The sequence below is a fragment of the Bacteroides sp. 214 genome (genome assembly GCF_010501015.1).
GTDB lineage: Bacteria > Bacteroidota > Bacteroidia > Bacteroidales > Bacteroidaceae > Bacteroides.
On sequence record NZ_QVML01000017.1, the window covers coordinates 1 to 21,338 of the forward strand.

Here is a 21,338-nt window from a genome sequence, read left to right on the forward strand (position 1 = left end):
GTATGTCTTTACGTTTTACCGTCCACAAATGGGGTTTGAGTTGTAGCAAGCTCTTACTTTCCTGGATGGATCGCTACCCCGTTGATTCTGAATCTCTATCTTTGGATATTGAAACCATATCTCGTTGCCAGATGAAGAATCGTAAGAAAACAAAAGAAGAAGTTCTTCGTGATCAGGTTCTTGGTTTGAAGAAAGCATTAGAAATGGAAAAACTCCGTTCTCGTGCCTTTGAGGAATTAATTAAGATCACTGAAAAAGAAGAAGGGATCTCCATCTTAAAAAAAGGTGGTGCCAAGCAGTAATCAGCCTCCGTGATGAGTATACGGATATAAATTTGGATACTCTTTGCGGTCTGTTTGGCAAGACTCGCCAGGCTTATTATAAAAAGAAAAAGAATTTAGTAACCAGATCTCAATTGAGAAACGTTTTATTGGAGGCTATATCTTATTACCGTTCTCAAGCCCCCGGAATGGGTGGTTTGAAGTTGTATGTTGAACTTTCAAGTCTTTACGGTCATCAAGTGATAGGTGGCAGGGATGCCTTTCTAAATTTTCTTCGTGCAGAAAAACTCATGTTAGCTGCACGCAAACCACGTCATACCACCAAATCCAATCATTTGTATATGAAATACCCTAATCTGATTAAAGGGGTGAGTGCCAATTATCCTAATCATATTTGGGTGAGTGATATCAGTATGACAGAAGATTACAAACCCACCGACAATGCAGTAGCAGAAAGAATGAATGGCATACTCAAAACAGAGTGGATATACGCAAAATCACTTTTCAAATCAGAAGAGCAAGCCAGAAAAGAAATCGGGCAAATGATACAATTCTATAATTATCAAAGGCCACACATGAGCATAGGAATGAAAAAGCCAATGGAAGTATACCAAGGTGAGGTACCAGGAGAAAACTTATGGAAAAAGGAGAAGAAATGAAGAAGAAAATAAACTATATTTGTAAAACCGAGAAACAAGGTGACGAAGGTTTATGCCATTGTTACCAAAAAGTTGACTGGCTATCGAACCCAGTCAACTTTTACCGAGAAAGCAAGGGTGACTCGGAATGTCCATTATTTTATAATAGTCAACCTTTTTAGAAAGAATAAAGTATGAATGACAACCTTTTTAGAATAGAAAGAGATATTTTGACAACGTTTCTAGTAACAAGCAGAAAAAACTGACAACCAATTTCAGTATAAGTCATAATACATACTAAACAAATTCTCACCTTGTTGAGAATAAACACTCACCTTGTTGAGAACAAATACTCGCCATGTTGAGAATTTATTCTCAACATAGTAATAACAAATGAGAAAAATAGTTTGTCTTGTGAAGACACACTTAAATTAGTCGTGTTTTTGGTTGGGAAACAAAACCATAGCGGAATTAATTCCGCCATAGCCTGACCGGTCACGAACCATAAGCTGACGACCCATCCGCCTATGGCTGACGGAGCATGAGGTATAGGCTGACGGGAGCTGAAACTATGGCTGACAAAACACACCTTTAAGCAATCTCTTTTTGCGACTATTTTTCACCTCACTTCTGACTGCTTTTCGACCTGTTTCTCAGTGTTTTCTTGGTACAAAAACAGTCAGAAAATTGCTTGTGAAGACCCTGTGAAGGATAAAAGAGGGGGTCTTCACACATAACTAACTCACCATCATAAACTTACAGCGTTTTGTGAAGGTGAAGACCTATTTTGTAAAAGTGCGTTTGGAGAGCGTATTTAATTCGCTCTACACAAATGTTTCTTACTTAAAGAATTTCAGATTCTTTGTTAGCTTATTGGCAAAGCGCAACTCTACAACATAGAAACCGGAACTCAGCCCTGAAACATCTACCGACGAAGCGCCGTTGACTTCTGTTGCTACCAACTGACCCGAAAGAGTGTAAACATAGGCTTGTACCGGTGGCTGAGGAGAGAGTACTTTAAGAGAATCATGCACTACCCTGACGGAAACTTCAACATCTTTTTCTACATGATTGATAGATGTTGGCGCGAACTCCAAATCTATCTTTTCGCCACACAGGCTATTCAGGTAAACCTCCAAAGCTGTATAGCCACTCACTGTTACCCGGTTTCTATCCTCGGCATCATTGGGATTTAATCCATTGAGTGTTTCCCACTCATCGGGCATACCATCTTTGTCGGTGTCGGTAAGAATGTTGTAAGTATTCAACTGCGGATACCCGCCTGAGTCTGCCGGTCGGTCAACAATACCTGTTACTTTATACCCACTGAAACTGGACGATGCAGTAGCTGTTCCTGTATTTGTTTCATGAAGCACACGGGTATCCACCGCATCGCGTGGAAAGGCACCTACCTTAGCCAAGACACTCACCAATGCTTCGGCTGCCGTTTCGGTCTTCACGGGGTAAGGGACTTCAAACATTTTATCACTCTTGATCTCGGTAAGTGTAAAGTCGAGATAGGTTTCTTGAAACTTCTCTAGCTTTAATCCTTCGTAGTTGTTGGCGTTTATCTTAGGATGCAGGCTGTGTGTGCCCTCTATGTAATTGCCCGACATGTGCCAAAAGGCTTGGTCTCTGCCCTGAACCGGTTCGCTGGTCCAGATACTGGCATCGGCAAGATAAGATTTGCTTGTGCCCGGATATGCCGGACCCGGTCTGTAGTAATTGTTGACTACATTAATGAGAAACAAGCCATCGGTTCCTTGTCGGTTATCACCTCCATAAATAGCATTAGACTTGCCCCAGTTGTAATGAACATTATTCACATAATCGAGTAACATGTGTTTGTCGTTTTTGGTCGTTGCACCATAACGTGGCGAACGGCTCACCGAGTGTGCTATCAGGTTGTGATGATAGGTTGCGGTTTTTCCACCTATAACGGCACCATAGCCACGATTGCCTTTACCATGTCCGGCATTGTAAAGCCCCTCGGCAATAAGGCACCATTGCAGGGTGGTATTATCGTTGTCGTAGAAGTTGATATTTTCTTCGGCAGACCAAGAGAAAGAGCAGTGGTCGATAATCCACTCGCCACCATTTTCGATATTGAGACTTGCGCCGGCTACGAATGAATCTTCGGGTCCCATACCTATTCTAAACCGCACGTGACGGATAATCACATTGCGACTTTTTCCTAAATTTACGCATCCGCCACGAATACAGATTCCATCGCCCGGAGCTGTTTGTCCGGCAATAGTCAGATTGTTTCGTTGCTTCTTTAGATTATTCCCCTTTAAGTCAATAGTACCCGACACATTGAATACAATTGTAAGTGGATGCCCCGAGTGCTGATTTAAAGCCCAACGCAGACTACCTTCCACGGGAGTTGTGGCATTATCTTCTAAGTTAGTAACGGCAACTACCTTACCGCCTCTACCGCCTGTTACCCATATACCATAACCCTCGGCTGTTGGGAAAGCAGGAATTTTTGTTTGAGCACTTAAGGCTCCCAGATGTAGCAGAAATGCTAACACAAACAGAAAACTCTTCTTCATAAATAATTGTTTTGGTAAATAGACTTTCGTCCGATTCATTAGAAACTGTTTAAGTTTTGCTCGTTCTTTTATTTGGTGCTATTTTTAGGCTGTTTGTTTTCTTTTTAAAGCGATAATAGCGGGCTATTTGAGCTGCAAAAAAGAGAAGAAACAGACAAAAAGAGTGCTAAAGAAAAAACGAAAGCATCCTATGTTAATCATTCTGTGGAAAACTTAAACAGTTTCTATTATTTGTAAAGAGTTAGCGACTTAAATAGATCAGATTACAAGAGCTTGCATAGCCATCGTACAGACAAACATAAAGGAAATAACCATCTGATGCAGGATAAAAAAAACCGCAAATAGAGGATTATTCATCAAAGAACAATTTTTCCTGATGTTATGGCAGGATTTTATGAAGAAAGCACCGTGCATGTTGCAGGTAAATAATCTATTGAGCAATAGACTATATGTTTAGACTTCGAAATGCTCAACACGGAAAAAGAAATTAGCACAAAACGAAATTATTGCAAGAATTGCTAATTTTGCTCTCGAGCGAATTAGCAACTCTGCTTAGTGGAAGATATATTGAAATTTCAATTTTGCCTTTTTCATTTTTCGAGTACTTGGAAATCAGAGGTATTGATACAAACAATAAGTATTTGAATTATGAAGCGTTGTTTTACGATTATGTAAATGAGACCTCATTACCCAAAGGTGTTGAGCTGCGAGAAGAAGGTTTTGATAAGATTTACGAATACCTTGAAGCATTATATGCCACAATCATTGAGAAAGACATAACACAACGCTATAAAATTTACGATAAACGAGCTTTTGAAAATGTCGCTAAATTTGTAGCAGCAAACATTGGCAGTCCAATTTCACCGAATGGTATTTCAAAAGCATTAAAAGCAGATAATCAAAGTGTTCATCGAGATACAGTAGAAAAATTTATCGATTATTTAGTTGAAAGTTTTGTTTTTTACAAAGTGCATCGTTTCGATATAAAAGGTAAAAAGCAATTAGCAACGCAGGAGAAATACTACCTCGTCGATGTTGGGTTGTTAAATGTTTTAGTGGGGCGAGACAGAACAGCAGACAGAGGACATATTCTTGAAAATGTAGTCTATCTCGAACTTTTGCGGAGAGGGTATAAAGTTTGGATTGGCGCACTACGCAACGGAGAAATAGATTTTGTAGTGAAAAATCGGAATGGAGAAGTAGAGTATTACCAAGTTTCGTGGAAAATATCAAATACAGAAACAGAAGAACGAGAATTCAAACCATTAGAAACAGTAAAAGACAATTATCCGAAATTTTTGCTTACAACAGAATCTTTCCCACAAAGTAGAGCAGGAATCTTACATAAAAATGTATTTGAATGGTTATTGGAATATAATTAAAAAGAGAAGCCAAAACACCCTATACATTCACTCTTGGAAATTCAAAACTGCTTCTTATGTTTAGTAAAACAGATGTGGCTCCCTACGTGCAGCGTTTGCCTGTACGAAAGAACGCCCAGCCAGTTTATATAATACCCCACCAAAGTGCCTTGCATGTTGTGGACAAATAGTGATGCATCGTCCGCAAGCTATACATTTATCGTTTAGAGTTTTGCGTGGAGTAGTTTCAGGGATTGCATTCATAGGACATTGTTTGGCACATGCACCACACGCGTTACATTTTTTGTTTGTTCGCGGATGTAGAGGAACTGCTTTAGGAGTTTTGTATGGTTTGTTACCTTCCACCTGTATATTTGTTTGTTGCATAGTTACAGGTAGATTAGCAATTATTTTTGCACTTTTGCTTCCAAACTCCTGAATGAGTTTTAGGTCAGCAGCATCTGGTCGGTTATGCCCCACCTCAGGGAAAATAGAGTGTTGCGCGATGAATGCGCCTGCAGAAACAACACGAAAACCATTAGTTTCAACAATATCTTTAAGTTCCAACAACGCATCGTCATAATCTCTATTGCCATACACACAAACTATAACGGCTGGAGTATTATGGCCTTTGAACTTAGCCAACCGCTCGGCTGCCAATGCGGGAACACGTCCGGCATAAACAGGTATCCCAACAATAAGAAGATCATCGGCAGCTAAAGAAACCTCGTTCACAAGAGGTGTAAGCGTTATATCGTGTATCACAGTTTCGCCCTGAAATTGTTCGGCAAGTAGAGTCACTATTCGCTTCGTAGTAAAAGTAGCACTAAAATAAGTGAGAGTTGGGTTCATGGGTATTGATTTATAAGTTGCACCAAAGGTAAAAAGAAAACCCTCTCACGCATCATACTTTTTCATTAAAATCCTCGAGTCCGGAGGCAACAACATGACAATTTGCTGAGAATGGTATAGACTGAATAAACATTATTTTCCTATCTTTACCCCAAAACATCAAACATCATCCCATGAAAAAAACTCTTCTACCATTGTTAGCCATCCTAGTATCTCTACCAGCGTTCTCACAAACTATTGAAGAACAGGAATTCGACCTTCGCATCATAAATCGCGGAGAAAAATGGGGCAGAAAAATGGATAAAGCATGGAAACTGCTAGAGGCTGACTCGCTCAACTTTGTAGCCGTTAGTTATATAGTAGAATATTACTCCAAAGAGTCTAAAGACTCGATACGAGTATTTTACAACTACCTAACACAAAAGCATCCAAAAAGCGCGGTTCCCTATCTTTACAGAGTAGAACTCGGCAGATATGAAAACCTCAGCCACTCTGCCCTGATAGCTTATGCCGAAAAAGGACATCGTATTGACCCCAAGAACAAAGAAATAACATATACACTAGGAAAGAATTACTACGATTCCTTCAACAAGGAGTACAACGGCGAACGCAAGAAAACAAACCTCGACCATTATGCTGAAAATGCTGTTACGTATATGGAAAAACTTTCCGAGAATAGCTGTAATAATCCTAATACATGGGCAATGTTGATTCAGCTTTACAATTACCAAGGCAAACCACACAAAGTTGCAACATTGCAAGAACAGAAATTCTGCGAGGAACTCTATTTCCCGCTACTTGCTTTCAGCACCGTTCACAACAAAGATGCTTTTAATTTTTCACCATTACCTTCTGGTTGGGAAACAAATTATTCCATAGATATATTATGGGCAACAGAGTGTTCTATATCTAGAATCGAATGGTATTCCAAACATCTCCAAGCGATGAAAGAACGCATGTTGTGTAACAACGTAGATGTAGACGTAATCCGCTTTACATGGCTTCGCACCTTTCATAACCCCATTGCAGTAAGGCTTGAAAACAACAAAGGTACAATTACAGTATATTGGAAAAAAGCAGATGGTGCAGGCGGATATGAGCCAGGAAAACTAGTCGTGAACAAAAAGAAAATAATAAGTGAAGCCGACTGGCAGAAAGTAATCCAAAAACTACAAACCAAAAAGTTCTGGCAGATGCCCGCAGTTGACAATGAGATGGGATTCGACGGCTCACAATGGATTCTGGAAGCAAATATTTCAGGGAAATATCATATTGTTGACCGATGGTGTGGGGGTGATATACAGGATTTATGTATGATGGTATTCAATCTGACAGGGCTGAAAATAAAGAAGGATGATTTGTATTGAGTTGGAAGTGCATAAATCCTAAAAAGATAGAGTTGTGTTGCTTTTGACTACCCAACAAAAGAAGAACGCCCCAAAATCAAGTGATTAAGAGGCGTTTTCTGTACCCTTAAACGTTCTATTCTCGAACCAATTTTTGCATGATTTGGATTTAATCTGGGAACTTCGCGAAGTTATTCCTGAGCCGAGCAAAACAAATTTTAATAGATAAACACATCTAACAGACAAGGAGACAGCACACCTTCTACGAGCAAACAGCCCGCACAATCACTCATAGGAGAGATATGTAGGTATCTTGTTCCGCTAATTATTTATTCTACTTAGCAGAGGTAGGATAAAACGGTTTTCCGTTTTTCCCTGAAATAAATTATTAGGAAAATATTTCCTACTATAGCTACTTTTCTTATCTAACCTAATATTTATATACAAAATAATATTACTATGAACAGACAATTTAGACAATTAGACGATGCCACTAAGTTACGCATTAGTCAAAGACTACGAGGCCGAAGTATGACAGATAGTCATAAGCAAGCTATCAGTGATAGTATGAGAGCTTATTGGGAAACCATACCTAACAAGCCTGAGAATAATAACAAGAGTATAAACCAAGACAACAATGAAACGGGTATGCAAAAGGAAAGTAATAATTGACGCACTAACAGTATGCTATGAGGTCGAAAAACCTCATCACTATGAACAACTAAGTAAGTTGAACTTCGGAGAATGCTACGACCTTAACGAGTTTAAGCTTTACCGAGTAGAAGGACGATACTATCAAAATATCTACAACATTGTAGCCTATAATGGTATCGAGGATATTGAGTTTGGCCAGTTGAAGTTTAACCTTAATCGTGGGCTTACAGAAAGTAACACTCATGACAATGGAAAGACTAAAGCCTGGATAAGTCTCAACAATCGGACGTTTTATTCGGATAACTTGCATTATCTTAGCTATATAGATGCAACGCTAGGATTAGTTGCGCACAATGTGACCAGCATCGACTTAGCCCTTGACACACCTTTCAATGTAAGTAACCAAGTAAAGAGACTCATACGAGACAAGCACGTGACAACCATGTTAAATGGAAAATTAGTAAAAGACCGAGACAAAGACAGACCTGAAATCTCTTACACGCTAAGTGGTAGTCTTAACCGCGACAAATACATGACGGTCAATATTAAGCAGAAAAAAGCAATTCGTGACAAGGCAAAAGGTACTACGATAATTAGCTATGACAAAGAGGCGGAGATACGCAATAGCTCAGGGAAAGATTATATTCTTGCCTACTATGGTAATCCAACTAAGTTATACCGCACTGAAGTACATCTCAACTACGAACAAATAAAAGAATACTTCCAATCACAGGAAAACGACTGGAAGCGTTTTTATGGATTCCTTAATGATGCCGTTCGGGAAGAACTCTTCTTCCATCACTTAAACAGTGTAATCCAATTTAGGAAGGGGAAAAAGCATATATTATGGGAGCAACTTTTAGGACGAGAATCAATTTAGCAAGGTTATAACAACCACCCCTTACAAACATAATATTCAAATCAGAATGTATTAAAAATCAAGATATTAGTGTTAATATTAAAACGTATCAATATAATCTATATTAAAGACGATATTGATACGCTTTTTTGTATTATTCTAATCTAAAAAATTATATTGATTATATCCCGCCAAAATATAGCCCACAATGTGAGCCATATTCCCATCTATTAAAAAGGGGCAGTCGAAGACCTCTCTAAGGATATTGATGGCTATCTTTTGTTTATTATGAATTCTAACTCCTCTTTGCTATTAAATTGGTATATTTTGCTACCTACTTTTATATACCCCTCCATGCTGTCTTCATTTATGGGTTCAAATAGACTTTTACACGAAACACCAAGCGCAAAAGCTGCTTTTTCAAGCGTACTTAGTTGAGGATTTCCATACATAGCCCTATTCAGAGATGGTGGGTCTATACCCATTTCAGCAGCAAGGTCTTTAAGCTGCTTCCCTTGTTCCTTGCATATTCGCTTTATGTTTTCGGCAATTATTTTTTCCATATTCTCAATTTGATTGGCAAAAATAGTCCATTTTGCTATATAAAACAAATATTTTGCATAATATTTGAATATAGGCCAATTTATACTTGATTCTTAATTATCTTTTATGTATATTTGCATCATAATAATTAGCATATAAAACAAAATGAAGAAAGTAATAATATTTGCGAGAGTATCTACGATTGCACAAGAGTATGAGAGACAAGTTAACGAACTTACAGAGTTAGCGTCAAAGAGTGGATGGAGCGTTGAGGCTATATTCACCGAGAAAGTCAGCGGAGCAAAAAGTAACAAGGAACGAATAGAACTTCTTCGGATGGTTGATTTTGCTAAAACTAATAGTATAAACAAAGTGCTTGTCACCGAGCTGTCCCGCTTAGGACGCGATACTTTGCAAGTACTAGAAGTAATAAAGTTATTAAACGACAAAGGTATTAGCCTCCACATTCAGAACTACAATATCGAAACCTTAACAGATGAAGGTAAGATAAACCCTATAAGCCAATTCCTTATTACCATTCTTGCCGAAGTCGCACGCATGGAGCGCAAAACCATTCGCGAACGAGTGGAAAGTGGTTACAAGAACTTTCGGTCCAATGGTGGAAAAGTCGGGCGTAAACAGGGTTATCAAAAGTCCGAAGAAGCTATGAAAAATCAATATGTCGAAGAATTAAAGCTTCTAAAGAAAGGTTACTCACTTAGAAACATAAGCAAAATAACAGGAACAAGTATAAACACACTTAGAAAATGTCAAAAACTAATACAGATAGAATAGTAATAATTGATTCATGATTATCCTATAAGACGGGCTTAAACACCCAAAGGCAACGGTTAGGCATCTATCACCGAAGTGATTTGCCGTTGTTGGATAACCATTAAATGCCAAGAATAAACCATTCCACATGGTAAGCGAAAAATATCTTCAAAGATGTTAACATTAGCACAATGTAAATCACTCTTAAATACAGACAAAAGAAAATATAATGATGAAGAAATAAAAAAACTAAGAGCATTCTTGTATCAAATCGCAGAGATAGAAATACAAGAAGAAGAAGAAAATAATAATAAAAAAAACAATCGAGAGTAATATGAATGTAATAATATATTGTAGAGTTAGTTCAGATGAACAAGCAGAGGGTACCAGCTTAGACTACCAAGAAAAGTCACTAAGAGCTTATTGCTATAATAATCACTACACTGTAGTAGCTTGCCGAAAAGAGGATTTTTCGGCAAAACATCACGATTTATGTCGTCCTGAAATGAAGTGGATATACGATTATTGCAAGAGAAATAAGAATAGTGTAAAGCAAATTCTTTTTCTGCGTTGGGATAGGTTTACCCGAAATGCAGAGTTTGCTTTTACGTACATTCGCAAGTTTAGTGAAATAGGCGTTTCAGTCAACTCCATAGAGAATCCTATCGATTTTAATAGTTCAGACTGGTCAACTTTAATTGGGGTTTACTGTGGTAGTGCACAAGCTGAAAACTCTAAAATAAGCAAACGAACACGGGACGGAATTCGCGAAACTCTACTCAAAGGCAAATGTGCCAACAAAGCACCGCGAGGTTACATAAATGTACGAACTGACAAGCATTCTACTCACGTTGAAATAGACGAAAGTAAAGCACTGCAGATAAGAAGTATATTCAAAGAAGTGGCTAAAGGACTTGAAACACCTTGCTGCATCCGCCGAAGAATAGCAAAAAATATCCCCGAGAGTTCATTCTTTGATATGCTGAGAAACCCGTTCTATATTGGTAAAATTAGAGTTCCAGCTTACAAAGACGAACCTATGCAAATCATAAGCGGGAAACACGAAGCATTGATTGACGAAGCTACATTTGGTAAAGTTCAAGAGATATTGGATGGCAGTAGGAAGAAACTCCCGAAACTAAGTAAAGCGATTAATCCTGATTTGTTCCTACGTAAGTTCTTAACTTGTCCCGTTTGTGGTCACAGTTTAACTGGCGCAACAAGTTCGGGTAATGGTGGCAAATATACCTACTACAACTGTAGCCACAATGCAAAACATCTACGCGTAAGGGCTGAAGAAGTAAATGAGGGGTTCGCAAAGTACGTGAGTTGCCTAAAGGCAAATAAAGCTATCATGCAGCTTTATACCGAGATATTGAAAGAGCTTCAAGATGATAGTAAAAAAGAGCTGAAAAACGAAGAGAAAAAGCTCAAAGAGGAGTTATCTAGAATTTCTCAACGAATGGATAACACTGAAGATAAGTATCTTGACGGAGAGCTTAACAAAGAACAATATAGCCGTATAATAGAGCGATACAAAAAAGAAGTCTTAACGTTAGAGCAACGCATTAAAACATTTCAGACCCCTAGCCGTTCTAGTATCGAACCAAAACTGGAGTATTCTATCTGTCTGATTAACAATATAGATAGATATCTTAGGGATGCTCCCGTTTCAGTCAAAATAAAGCTAATAGGTTCGATGTTTCCCGAAAAAGTAGAGTTTGACGGAAAAGAATATCGAACCAATTCCTACAACAAGGTACTTGACTTAATCTATCAGCAAACCAATGAGTTACGAGGGAAGAAAAAGGAAAGCGGAGAGAATTTTTCAACTCTCTCCGCTTCAGTACCCAGACCCGGGGTCGAACCGGGATGGAAGTGAATCCACTGGTGTTTGAGACCAGCGCGTCTACCGATTCCGCCATCTGGGCTTAATTGCGGTGCAAAGTTAAGTCTTTTTTGTTACTATGCAATAGTTTCTTCCATTTTTCACCTAAAAAAAGATAAAACAAGAAAGAGATAAGGAGGTATTTATAAATATTTACTACATTCGCAAATACTTTAATATAGTTAAGCTGATGATAAACAAAGACAATTATTGTGTAATTATGGGGGGAGGAATTGGCAGTCGCTTTTGGCCATTCAGCAGAAAGACTCTTCCCAAACAATTTTTGGATTTCTTCGGAACGGGTCGTTCGCTGTTGCAACAAACATTCGATCGATTCAGCAAAGTAATCCCTGCAGAAAACATTCTGATTGTGACCAACGATATGTATGCTGACCTCATAAAGGAACAGCTCCCTTTGTTGGACGAAAGCCAGATACTATTAGAGCCTACCAGACGCAATACGGCTCCTTGCATTGCTTGGGCTTCTTACCACATCAGAGCACTGAATCCCAAGGCAAACATTGTGGTAGCTCCTTCGGATCATCTTATTCTAAAAGAAGATGAATTCCTTGATGCCGTAAAAAAAGGGTTGGAATTTGTTTCCAAATCGAATAAATTACTAACCTTGGGGATAAAGCCCAATAGACCAGAAACTGGTTATGGCTACATTCAGGTTGCGGAACAAGAAGAAGAAAATTTCTATAAAGTAAAAACATTTACCGAGAAACCAGAACTTGAACTGGCTAAGGTTTTTTTGGAAAGTGGTGAGTTTTATTGGAACTCGGGTCTTTTCCTTTGGAATGTAAATAGCATTATTGAAGCCGGAGAAAAATTGCTGCCCGAGCTTAGCAACATACTTGCTTTAGGCAATGGCGTTTATGCTACTGCTAACGAAAAGGCATTTATTGATAAGAATTTCCCTGCTTGCCCAAACGTTTCAATAGACATAGGTATCATGGAGAAAGCCGACAATGTGTATGTTTCTCTAGGTGATTTTGGCTGGTCGGATTTAGGTACATGGAATTCCTTGTATGATCTCTCTCCGAAAGACACAGAGGGAAATGTAGTATTGAAAGGAGATTCGTTACTTTATAATAGCCGCAACAATATAGTTGCTTTACCCAAAGGCAAGTTGGCTGTTATAGATGGATTGGAAGGATATCTTATAGCAGAATCAGACAATGTGTTACTTATCTGCAAAAAAGAAGAAGAGCAGGTTATTAGAAAATATGTGAATGATACACAAATAAAATTGGGCGAAGATTTCGTCTAATACCACTAACTTAAATAAGGAAAGGGCGTCTCGTGAGAAACGCCCTTTTCGCTTTTATTGATATTTGAACAATTATGCTTCGTAATCAAGAACTGTTTTCTTGTTTGCTAGTATACGTTCATATTCTTCTTTAGAACCAACGATGATCTTGTCGAACTCGCGTTGTCCGGTTCCTGCAGGAATAAGGTGTCCGCAAATTACGTTTTCCTTCATACCTTCAAGTCTATCAACTTTTCCGTTAATTGCTGCTTCGTTCAGTACTTTTGTTGTTTCCTGGAATGAAGCTGCCGACATAAAGCTGGATGTTTGCAATGCAGCTCTTGTAATACCTTGCAAGATCTGAGTTGATGTAGCAGGTACTGCATCACGTACATCGACCAGCTTAAGGTCACGACGTTTCAACATACTATTTTCGTCTCTCAATTTACGAGCTGTAACAATTTGTCCTGCTTGCATAGTTTGAGAATCACCTGCATCAACAACAACTTTTTTGCCCCAGATACGATCGTTTTCTTCCATGAACTCAAGTTTGTCAACTATCTGTTGCTCCAAGAAACGAGTATCTCCCGGCTCATCAATTTCTACTTTACGCATCATCTGACGTACAATAATCTCAAAGTGCTTATCATTGATCTTCACACCTTGTAGACGATATACATCTTGTACTTCATTCACTATATATTCTTGTACCGCTGTAGGACCTTTAATTGCCAATATATCTGCAGGAGTAGTAGCACCGTCAGACAATGGAGTACCTGCACGAACATAGTCATTTTCTTGCACAAGAATTTGTTTAGATAATGCCACAAGATATTTCTTAACTTCGCCGGTCTTAGATGTAACTACAATTTCACGGTTACCACGCTTAATCTTACCCATTGTAACCTCACCATCAATTTCGGAAACGACTGCGGGGTTAGATGGATTACGCGCTTCGAACAACTCGGTTACACGTGGAAGACCTCCCGTGATATCACCCGCTTTACCTACGGCACGTGGTATTTTCACGATAACTTCTCCAGCCTTAACTTTTTGTCCATTCTCTACTGTAACGTGTCCGCCTACAGGAAGGTTGTATGTACGAATCAGTTCACCACTTTCATCAAAAATATGAGCAGAAGGTACTTTTGTCTTGTCCTTAGATTCAATAATGATAATTTCGCGTAAACCTGTAGTTTCGTCAGATTCTATCTTATAGGTAATATTTTCAATTACACCTTCGAACTCAACGCGACCCGTAGCTTCAGTTATGATTACGGCATTAAATGGATCCCATTTTGCAATCTGATCGCCTTTCTTTACCAAATCTCTATCACCAACATACAAGGTTGAGCCATATGGGATATTGTGAGTTGATAATACAATTCCGGTGTTTACATCAATGAAACGTACTTCGGCCAAACGACCAACTACTATTTTTGATGCTACACCAAGTTCATCAACTGTATCAACAGTACGCAATTCTTCAAACTCAACGCGTGAGTCATTCTTCGCTATGATCGTTGCATTAGCTGCAATATTAGAAGCAGTACCCCCAGCATGGAACGTACGAAGTGTCAGCTGTGTTCCCGGCTCACCGATTGATTGAGCTGCAATAACTCCTACGGCTTCACCTCTTTGAACCATTCTGTTTGTAGCCAGATTACGGCCATAACATTTTGCGCATACACCTTTCTTTGACTCGCAAGTAAGTACTGAACGTATTTCAACACTTTCAATTGGCGACTGAGCAATTATTTTCGCAATATCTTCTGTGATTTCCTCACCACCGGTAATAATAATTTCACCTGTTGTAGGATGAATAATATCATGAACAGAAACGCGACCTAAGATACGTTCGTACAACGTAGCAACAACTTCATCGTTGTTTTTAAGGTCTGTACAAACAAGTCCACGTAACGTACCGCAGTCTTCTTCGTTTACAATCACATCGTGCGAAACGTCTACAAGACGACGAGTCAAATAACCAGCATCCGCTGTTTTAAGTGCAGTATCCGCCAAACCTTTACGAGCACCGTGCGTAGAGATAAAGTACTCAAGCACTGAAAGCCCTTCTTTAAAGTTAGACAAAATAGGATTCTCAATAATTTGACCGCCTTCGGCACCTGCTTTTTGAGGCTTGGCCATCAAACCACGCATACCAGAAAGCTGACGAATCTGTTCTCTAGAACCACGAGCTCCTGAATCAAGCATCATAAATACAGAATTAAAACCTTGATCGTCATTAGTAATAGTCTTCATCAAGATTTCAGTCAATTCAGAGTTTATATGCGTCCAGATATCAATTACTTGATTATAGCGTTCATTATTGGTAATGAATCCCATATTATAGTTATTGATAACTTGTTCTACTTCGTCATAACCACGCTGAACAAGTGTCTCTTTCGCTTCAGGAATAATAATATCCCCCAAGTTGAATGATAGACCGCCTTGGAATGCCATACGATATCCCAAATCCTTAATTCCATCAAGGAAATCTGCTGTACGAGCAACTCCGCAAGCTTTAATTACATCACTAATAATATCACGAAGAGATTTCTTAGAGATAATTGTATTGATATAGCCTACTTCAGGTGGAACAATCTCATTAACAATAACACGACCAACAGATGTTTCGCGCATTACATCAACAATATTGCCATTATCATCCAAGTCCTTTACAATTACTTTTACCGGAGCGTGAATATCAACCTTACCTTCATTGTAAGCAATCAAAGCTTCTTCTGGTCCGTAGAAAGTTAAACCTTCACCTTTCGCTCCTTTGCGCAATTTTGTAATATAATACAGCCCAAGCACCATATCCTGAGAAGGAACGGTAATAGGAGCACCATTGGCAGGGTTAAGAATATTATGAGAAGCCAACATCAACATTTGCGCCTCCAAAACCGCTTCATTGCTCAAAGGCAAGTGAACAGCCATTTGGTCACCATCAAAGTCGGCGTTAAACGCTGTACAAGAAAGTGGGTGCAACTGAATTGCTTTACCCTCAATCATTTTAGGCTGAAACGCCTGAATACCTAGACGGTGCAAAGTTGGAGCACGGTTCAAAAGAACAGGATGCCCTTTCATTACATGTTCTAAGATATCCCAAATAACCGCTTCTTTGCGATCTACTATTTTCTTTGCAGACTTAACTGTCTTTACGATACCTCTTTCAATAAGCTTACGAATAATAAATGGCTTATATAATTCCGCTGCCATCAATTTAGGTATACCACACTCATGCATCTTAAGTTCCGGACCAACAACAATTACCGAACGAGCCGAGTAGTCAACACGCTTACCCAATAAGTTTTGGCGGAAACGTCCTTGCTTACCTTTCAAGCTATCAGAAAGAGATTTTAAAGGACGATTTGCATCGGTCTTAACTGCACTTGATTTACGAGAATTGTCAAACAATGAATCAACAGATTCTTGCAACATACGCTTCTCGTTACGCAGAATAACTTCCGGAGCTTTGATTTCAATAAGTCTCTTCAGACGATTGTTACGTATAATAACTCTTCTGTACAAGTCATTCAAGTCGGAGGTTGCAAAACGACCACCATCCAAAGGAACCAATGGGCGAAGTTCTGGTGGAATAACCGGAACAACACGTACGATCATCCACTCCGGCTTATTACGTCCACGAGAGGCACGGAATGATTCAACAACCTGCAAGCGTTTCAAGGCTTCATTCTTACGTTGTTGAGATGTATCATTGCTAGCACGGTGTCTCAAATCATACGATAATGCATCCAAGTCAAGACGAGATAGCAAATCATAGATAGCTTCAGCACCCATTTTAGCAATAAACTTATTGGGATCTGAGTCTTCGAGATATTGGTTTTCTTTTGGAAGTGTGTCCAGAATATCTAAATATTCTTCTTCAGACAACAAATCTAAAGCTACAACACCGTCCTCTTCTTTAATACCTGGTTGTATTACAACATATCGCTCGTAATAAATGATAGAATCAAGTTTTTTCGTTGGAAGTCCCAATAGATATCCAATCTTATTGGGAAGTGAACGGAAATACCAGATATGTGCAACAGGCACAACCAATTGGATATGACCTGTACGCTCACGACGAACTTTCTTTTCTGTAACCTCAACCCCACAACGGTCGCAAACAATTCCTTTATAGCGAATTCTTTTATACTTACCGCAGTGGCATTCGTAGTCTTTGATAGGACCAAAGATACGTTCACAGAACAAACCGTCGCGCTCGGGTTTATAAGTACGATAATTTATAGTTTCAGGCTTCAATACTTCACCGCTTGAATTCTCCAGAATTTCTTCAGGGGAAGACAAACCGATTGAGATCTTCGAGAAATTACTCTTTACTTTATTTTCTTTTCTAAAAGCCATATTATTATTTAATCTACAGTTTTATAATGTCTCTATTGATAACGTGTTCTCTAAAAAGTGCTTATCATTCTAGATTTACGCTTAAGCCAAGACCTCTAAGCTCGTGCAATAACACGTTTAAAGATTCAGGTATACCGGGTTGCGGCATTGATTCGCCTTTCACGATTGCTTCATAAGCTTTGGAGCGCCCAATCACATCGTCCGATTTGATAGTCAGAATCTCTTGCAAGATATGTGATGCACCAAATGCTTCAAGTGCCCAAACTTCCATTTCTCCGAAACGTTGTCCACCGAATTGTGCCTTACCACCTAATGGTTGTTGAGTAATAAGCGAATAAGGACCGATAGAACGGGCATGCATCTTGTCTTCAACCATGTGTCCAAGTTTCAGCATGTATGTAACACCAACTGTTGCAGGCTGGTCAAATTGTTCTCCAGTACCACCATCGCACAAGTATGTTTTACCATAACGAGGCAATCCAGCTTTGTCTGTCCACGATGAAAGGTCTTCAAGAGTAGCACCATCAAAAATAGGAGTTGCAAACTTGATACCAAGTTTCTTTCCGGCAGAACCCAAAACAGCTTCAAATATCTGTCCAATATTCATACGGGAAGGTACACCTAGTGGGTTTAACACAATATCAACTGGTGTTCCGTCAGCTAAGAATGGCATATCCTCTTGACGAACAACACGCGAAACAATACCTTTATTACCGTGGCGTCCTGCCATTTTATCGCCAACACCAATTTTACGTTTTTTAGCGATGTAAACCTTTGCCATTTGAATAATTCCGGCAGGAAGCTCATCACCAATAGTAATGCTAAACTTCTTGCGTTTAAGCTCTGCATCCAGTTCTTTGTATTTCTTCAAATAGTTAAGAATAAGATCGCGAATAAGCTTATTCGTATAAGCATCATCTGTCCAATCACTCAATTGGATAGAGTTAAAATCAAGTGAAGTAAAGTCAGATGCGCTAAATTTTGCATTCTTTGCAATCACATCAGCTCCTAAGTAATCTTTAACCCCTTGAGAAACCTTACCTTCGGTTAGCTTCATCAATTTTTTAACCAGTATGCCACGCAACTCTGCTACTTTAGACTCAAACTCATCATCTATCTTAGGCAATAAAGCTTTATCTGCCAATTTAGAGCTGCGGCTCTTCATTACGCGAGAGAACAATTTCTTGTCGATTACTACCCCATTTAGTGAAGGTGAGGCTTTTAAAGAAGCATCTTTTACATCACCTGCTTTGTCTCCAAAAATTGCACGAAGTAATTTTTCTTCAGGAGAAGGATCTGATTCACCTTTTGGAGTAATTTTACCAATAAGAATATCTCCCGGTTGGATACGAGCACCAATTCTAACGATTCCGTTCTCATCCAAATCCTTTGTTGCTTCTTCGCTTACATTAGGAATATCAGATGTTAACTCTTCCATTCCACGTTTTGTTTCACGCACCTCAAGCGTATATTCTTCAACATGAACAGAAGTCAAAATATCTTCACGAACTACACGTTCGTTCAATACGATCGCATCTTCATAGTTATACCCTTTCCAAGGCATATAAGCAACCAGTAAGTTCTTTCCTAACGCCAACTCACCATCTTCGGTTGAGTAACCTTCTGTTAGGATTTGACCTTTTGTAACACGATCACCCTTTTCGCAAATAGGACGAAGGTCAATAGTCATGTTTTGGTTGGTTTTTCTAAACTTCGGCAGTTTATATTCCTTTAGTGCAGGTTCAAAACTTACAAACTCTTCGTCGCTCGTACGGTCATACAATACCTTTATTGTAGCAGCATCAACATAGTCAACGACTCCTTCACCTTCAGCTACAATCTGAGTACGAGAATCCTTTACCAATTGATTTTCAATACCTGTTCCAACAATAGGCGCTTCTGTTCTTAACAAAGGCACAGCTTGGCGCATCATGTTAGAACCCATCAAAGCACGGTTGGCATCATCATGTTCAAGGAAAGGAATTAACGAAGCAGCAATAGAAGCTATTTGTTGCGGAGCAACGTCCATCAAGTCAACCTGTTCTGGTTCAACAAGTGGATAGTCCGCATCTTGACGCGCTTTTACACGGTTGCGAATAAATTTGCCTTCATTATCCAAAGGTGCGTTACCTTGGGCGATAATCTTATCTTCCTCTTCTTCGGCTGTCAAATAAATGATTCCGTTCTCTGAAATATCAACTTTCCCATTAGCTACCTTACGGTATGGAGTCTCGATAAAACCAAGATCATTAATCTTAGCATATACGCATAAAGAAGAGATCAAACCAATGTTTGGTCCTTCAGGCGTTTCAATCGGACAAAGGCGACCATAGTGTGTATAGTGAACGTCACGTACCTCAAAACCTGCTCTTTCGCGAGAAAGTCCACCAGGTCCAAGTGCAGACATACGTCTTTTATGGGTAACCTCAGCCAGTGGATTTGTTTGATCCATAAACTGAGATAATGCATTTGTACCAAAGAATGTATTGATTACAGAAGAAATCGTTTTTGCATTAATCAAATCAATTGGAGTAAAGACTTCATTATCCCTAACATTCATACGTTCGCGAATGGTACGAGACATACGAGCCAATCCAACTGCAAATTGATTGGATAGTTGTTCGCCCACAGTACGAACACGTCTATTGCTTAAGTGGTCAATGTCATCAACATCTGCTTTGGAATTAATCAATTCAATCAGATACTTAATGATCTCAATAATATCTTCTTTTGTTAGTACTTTTACATCAACATCTGTTGACAAGCCTAACTTCTTGTTTACTCTATATCGACCAACATCGCCAAGGTCATATCTCTTTTCTGAAAAGAACAAATTATTAATAACCTCGCGCGCACTTGCATCATCGGCAGGGTCAGCATTACGCAACTGACGATATATATATAAAACAGCTTCTTTCTCCGAGTTACTTGGATCCTTTTGAAGTGTATTATATATAATGGAATAATCAGACTGATTGGGTTCGTCTTTATGAAGAAGAATCGTTTGTACACCCGAATCCAGGATTTCGTCAATATGCTCTGCGGCAAGAACTGTTTCACGGTCGATAATCACTTCGTTACGCTCAATTGAAACAACTTCGCCAGTATCTTCGTCTACAAAATCTTCAATCCAAGTCTTCAAAACGCGAGCCGCAAGTTTACGACCAACAACCTTTTTAAGATTTGTCTTGTTTACTTTAATATCTTCAGCTAAATTAAATATTTCAAGAATATCTTTGTCGTTTTCAAAGCCAATAGCCCTCAACAGCGTAGTAACCGGCAATTTCTTCTTACGATCAATATATGCATACATCACATTGTTTATGTCTGTAGCAAATTCGATCCAAGAGCCTTTGAATGGTATTATACGAGCTGAATACAATTTTGTGCCATTAGCATGAATACTCTGTCCGAAGAACACTCCCGGTGAGCGATGAAGTTGTGATACAACAACACGCTCTGCTCCATTTATAACAAATGTAGCTCTTTCAGTCATATAAGGGATTGTTCCCAAAAATACATCCTGAATTACCGTATCAAAATCTTCGTGTTCTGGATCGGTACAATATAATTTCAATTTTGCTTTTAGAGGGACACTATAGGTAAGCCCACGCTCTATACAATCTTCAATAGTATAGCGCGGCGGATCAATATAGTAATCCAGAAACTCTAGAACAAAATTGTTTCTTGTATCTGCTATTGGAAAATTTTCAGCAAATACTTTGTACAGTCCTTCATTCTTACGCTTTTCTGGTGGTGTGTCCAGTTGTAAAAAGTCTTGAAATGACTTCAACTGCACATCCAGAAAATCCAAATATTCAAGTGGATTCTTTGTTGTTGCAAAATTAATTCTTTGATTTACTTTATTTGAAGACATCTGGTAATGAATTTGTAGAACTTATTTTAAATATATATACAAAAAGGCTAAGAACCCTCTTTTAAAGAGGATTCCTAACCGAATGAC

14 protein-coding genes and 1 tRNA gene are annotated in these 21,338 nt (G+C 38.9%); 9 read left to right on the top strand and 6 right to left on the bottom strand.

From position 1 onward, the window contains the following. Both D0T50_RS11425 and D0T50_RS13810 read left to right on the top strand, forming a co-directional pair. On the top strand, positions 1 to 302 hold a 302-nt coding region (locus D0T50_RS11425), incomplete at its 5' end, for a hypothetical protein (protein ID WP_203558235.1). 32 nt (positions 303 to 334) lie between these two features. Further along, positions 335 to 940 (top strand): integrase core domain-containing protein, encoded by a 606-nt coding sequence (locus D0T50_RS13810; RefSeq protein ID WP_239058259.1) that lies wholly within the window; start codon positions 335 to 337, stop codon positions 938 to 940. 818 nt (positions 941 to 1,758) lie between these two features. Here D0T50_RS13810 and D0T50_RS11435 read toward each other — a convergent pair. After that, the gene (locus D0T50_RS11435; protein WP_163223667.1) at positions 1,759 to 3,474 is read right to left on the bottom strand and encodes a T9SS type A sorting domain-containing protein; all 1,716 of its coding nucleotides are present in this window, start codon (positions 3,472 to 3,474) and stop codon (positions 1,759 to 1,761) included. A 506-nt stretch (positions 3,475 to 3,980) separates the two neighbouring features. Here D0T50_RS11435 and D0T50_RS11440 point away from each other — a divergent pair. After that, positions 3,981 to 4,856 carry an ATP-binding protein gene (locus tag D0T50_RS11440; protein WP_163223668.1) on the top strand — a complete coding sequence of 292 codons (876 nt, stop codon included), beginning with the start codon at positions 3,981 to 3,983 and terminating at the stop codon, positions 4,854 to 4,856. Between the two features lie 60 nt (positions 4,857 to 4,916). On the opposite strand, the gene D0T50_RS11445 is transcribed toward D0T50_RS11440, so the two are convergent. Next, positions 4,917 to 5,687: an EFR1 family ferrodoxin gene (locus tag D0T50_RS11445; protein WP_163223669.1), complete on the bottom strand. Its 771-nt coding sequence runs from the start codon at positions 5,685 to 5,687 to the stop codon at positions 4,917 to 4,919. A gap of 173 nt (positions 5,688 to 5,860) precedes the next feature. On the opposite strand from D0T50_RS11445, the gene D0T50_RS11450 reads away from it, so the two are divergent. Then, positions 5,861 to 7,054 carry a M48 family metallopeptidase gene (locus D0T50_RS11450; protein ID WP_163223670.1) on the top strand — a complete coding sequence of 398 codons (1,194 nt, stop codon included), beginning with the start codon at positions 5,861 to 5,863 and terminating at the stop codon, positions 7,052 to 7,054. Between the two features lie 616 nt (positions 7,055 to 7,670). Beyond that, positions 7,671 to 8,567, top strand: a complete 897-nt coding sequence (locus D0T50_RS11455; protein ID WP_163223671.1) for a hypothetical protein — start codon at positions 7,671 to 7,673, stop codon at positions 8,565 to 8,567. A 251-nt stretch (positions 8,568 to 8,818) separates the two neighbouring features. Here the strand turns inward: D0T50_RS11455 and D0T50_RS11460 are convergent, their stop codons facing one another. After that, entirely contained in the window at positions 8,819 to 9,109 is a 291-nt protein-coding gene (locus D0T50_RS11460; protein ID WP_163223672.1) for a helix-turn-helix domain-containing protein, read from the bottom strand. Positions 9,110 to 9,254: 145 nt separating this feature from the next. Between D0T50_RS11460 and D0T50_RS11465 the strand changes: the two genes are divergently transcribed. The 3 genes from D0T50_RS11465 (at position 9,255) to D0T50_RS11470 (ending at position 11,745) form a co-directional block, all read left to right on the top strand. After that, positions 9,255 to 9,884 (top strand): recombinase family protein, encoded by a 630-nt coding sequence (locus tag D0T50_RS11465; RefSeq protein ID WP_163223673.1) that lies wholly within the window; start codon positions 9,255 to 9,257, stop codon positions 9,882 to 9,884. 153 nt (positions 9,885 to 10,037) lie between these two features. Next, positions 10,038 to 10,196 carry a hypothetical protein gene (locus tag D0T50_RS13635; protein WP_203558234.1) on the top strand — a complete coding sequence of 53 codons (159 nt, stop codon included), beginning with the start codon at positions 10,038 to 10,040 and terminating at the stop codon, positions 10,194 to 10,196. Position 10,197: 1 nt separating this feature from the next. Further along, positions 10,198 to 11,745, top strand: a complete 1,548-nt coding sequence (locus D0T50_RS11470) for a recombinase family protein (RefSeq protein ID WP_163223674.1) — start codon at positions 10,198 to 10,200, stop codon at positions 11,743 to 11,745. Here the strand turns inward: D0T50_RS11470 and D0T50_RS11475 are convergent. Beyond that, positions 11,711 to 11,794, bottom strand: a tRNA-Leu gene (locus D0T50_RS11475). The genes D0T50_RS11470 and D0T50_RS11475 overlap by 35 nt on opposite strands. 147 nt (positions 11,795 to 11,941) lie before the next feature. Between D0T50_RS11475 and D0T50_RS11480 the strand changes: the two genes are divergently transcribed. Continuing rightward, positions 11,942 to 13,024, top strand: a complete 1,083-nt coding sequence (locus D0T50_RS11480; protein ID WP_163223675.1) for a mannose-1-phosphate guanylyltransferase — start codon at positions 11,942 to 11,944, stop codon at positions 13,022 to 13,024. A gap of 72 nt (positions 13,025 to 13,096) precedes the next feature. Here the strand turns inward: D0T50_RS11480 and rpoC are convergent, their stop codons facing one another. Continuing rightward, positions 13,097 to 17,374, bottom strand: a complete 4,278-nt coding sequence (gene rpoC, locus D0T50_RS11485) for a DNA-directed RNA polymerase subunit beta' (protein WP_163223676.1) — start codon at positions 17,372 to 17,374, stop codon at positions 13,097 to 13,099. Positions 17,375 to 17,438: 64 nt separating this feature from the next. Next, on the bottom strand, positions 17,439 to 21,251 hold the full coding sequence (gene rpoB / locus D0T50_RS11490; RefSeq protein ID WP_163223677.1) for a DNA-directed RNA polymerase subunit beta: 3,813 nt from the start codon (positions 21,249 to 21,251) through the stop codon (positions 17,439 to 17,441). Between the last annotated feature and the right edge of the window lie 87 nt (positions 21,252 to 21,338).

Bases quoted from the DNA above. Each gene is read 5' to 3' on its own strand.
- D0T50_RS11435 (WP_163223667.1), bottom strand. From the start codon at position 3,474: ATGAAGAAGAGTTTTCTGTTTGTGTTAGCATTTCTGCTACATCTGGGA.
- D0T50_RS11445 (WP_163223669.1), bottom strand. From the start codon at position 5,687: ATGAACCCAACTCTCACTTATTTTAGTGCTACTTTTACTACGAAGCGA.
- D0T50_RS11450 (WP_163223670.1), top strand. From the start codon at position 5,861: ATGAAAAAAACTCTTCTACCATTGTTAGCCATCCTAGTATCTCTACCA.
- D0T50_RS11455 (WP_163223671.1), top strand. From the start codon at position 7,671: ATGAAACGGGTATGCAAAAGGAAAGTAATAATTGACGCACTAACAGTA.
- D0T50_RS11460 (WP_163223672.1), bottom strand. From the start codon at position 9,109: ATGGAAAAAATAATTGCCGAAAACATAAAGCGAATATGCAAGGAACAA.
- D0T50_RS11465 (WP_163223673.1), top strand. From the start codon at position 9,255: ATGAAGAAAGTAATAATATTTGCGAGAGTATCTACGATTGCACAAGAG.
- D0T50_RS13635 (WP_203558234.1), top strand. From the start codon at position 10,038: ATGTTAACATTAGCACAATGTAAATCACTCTTAAATACAGACAAAAGA.
- D0T50_RS11470 (WP_163223674.1), top strand. From the start codon at position 10,198: ATGAATGTAATAATATATTGTAGAGTTAGTTCAGATGAACAAGCAGAG.
- D0T50_RS11480 (WP_163223675.1), top strand. From the start codon at position 11,942: ATGATAAACAAAGACAATTATTGTGTAATTATGGGGGGAGGAATTGGC.
- rpoC (WP_163223676.1), bottom strand. From the start codon at position 17,374: ATGGCTTTTAGAAAAGAAAATAAAGTAAAGAGTAATTTCTCGAAGATC.
- rpoB (WP_163223677.1), bottom strand. From the start codon at position 21,251: ATGTCTTCAAATAAAGTAAATCAAAGAATTAATTTTGCAACAACAAAG.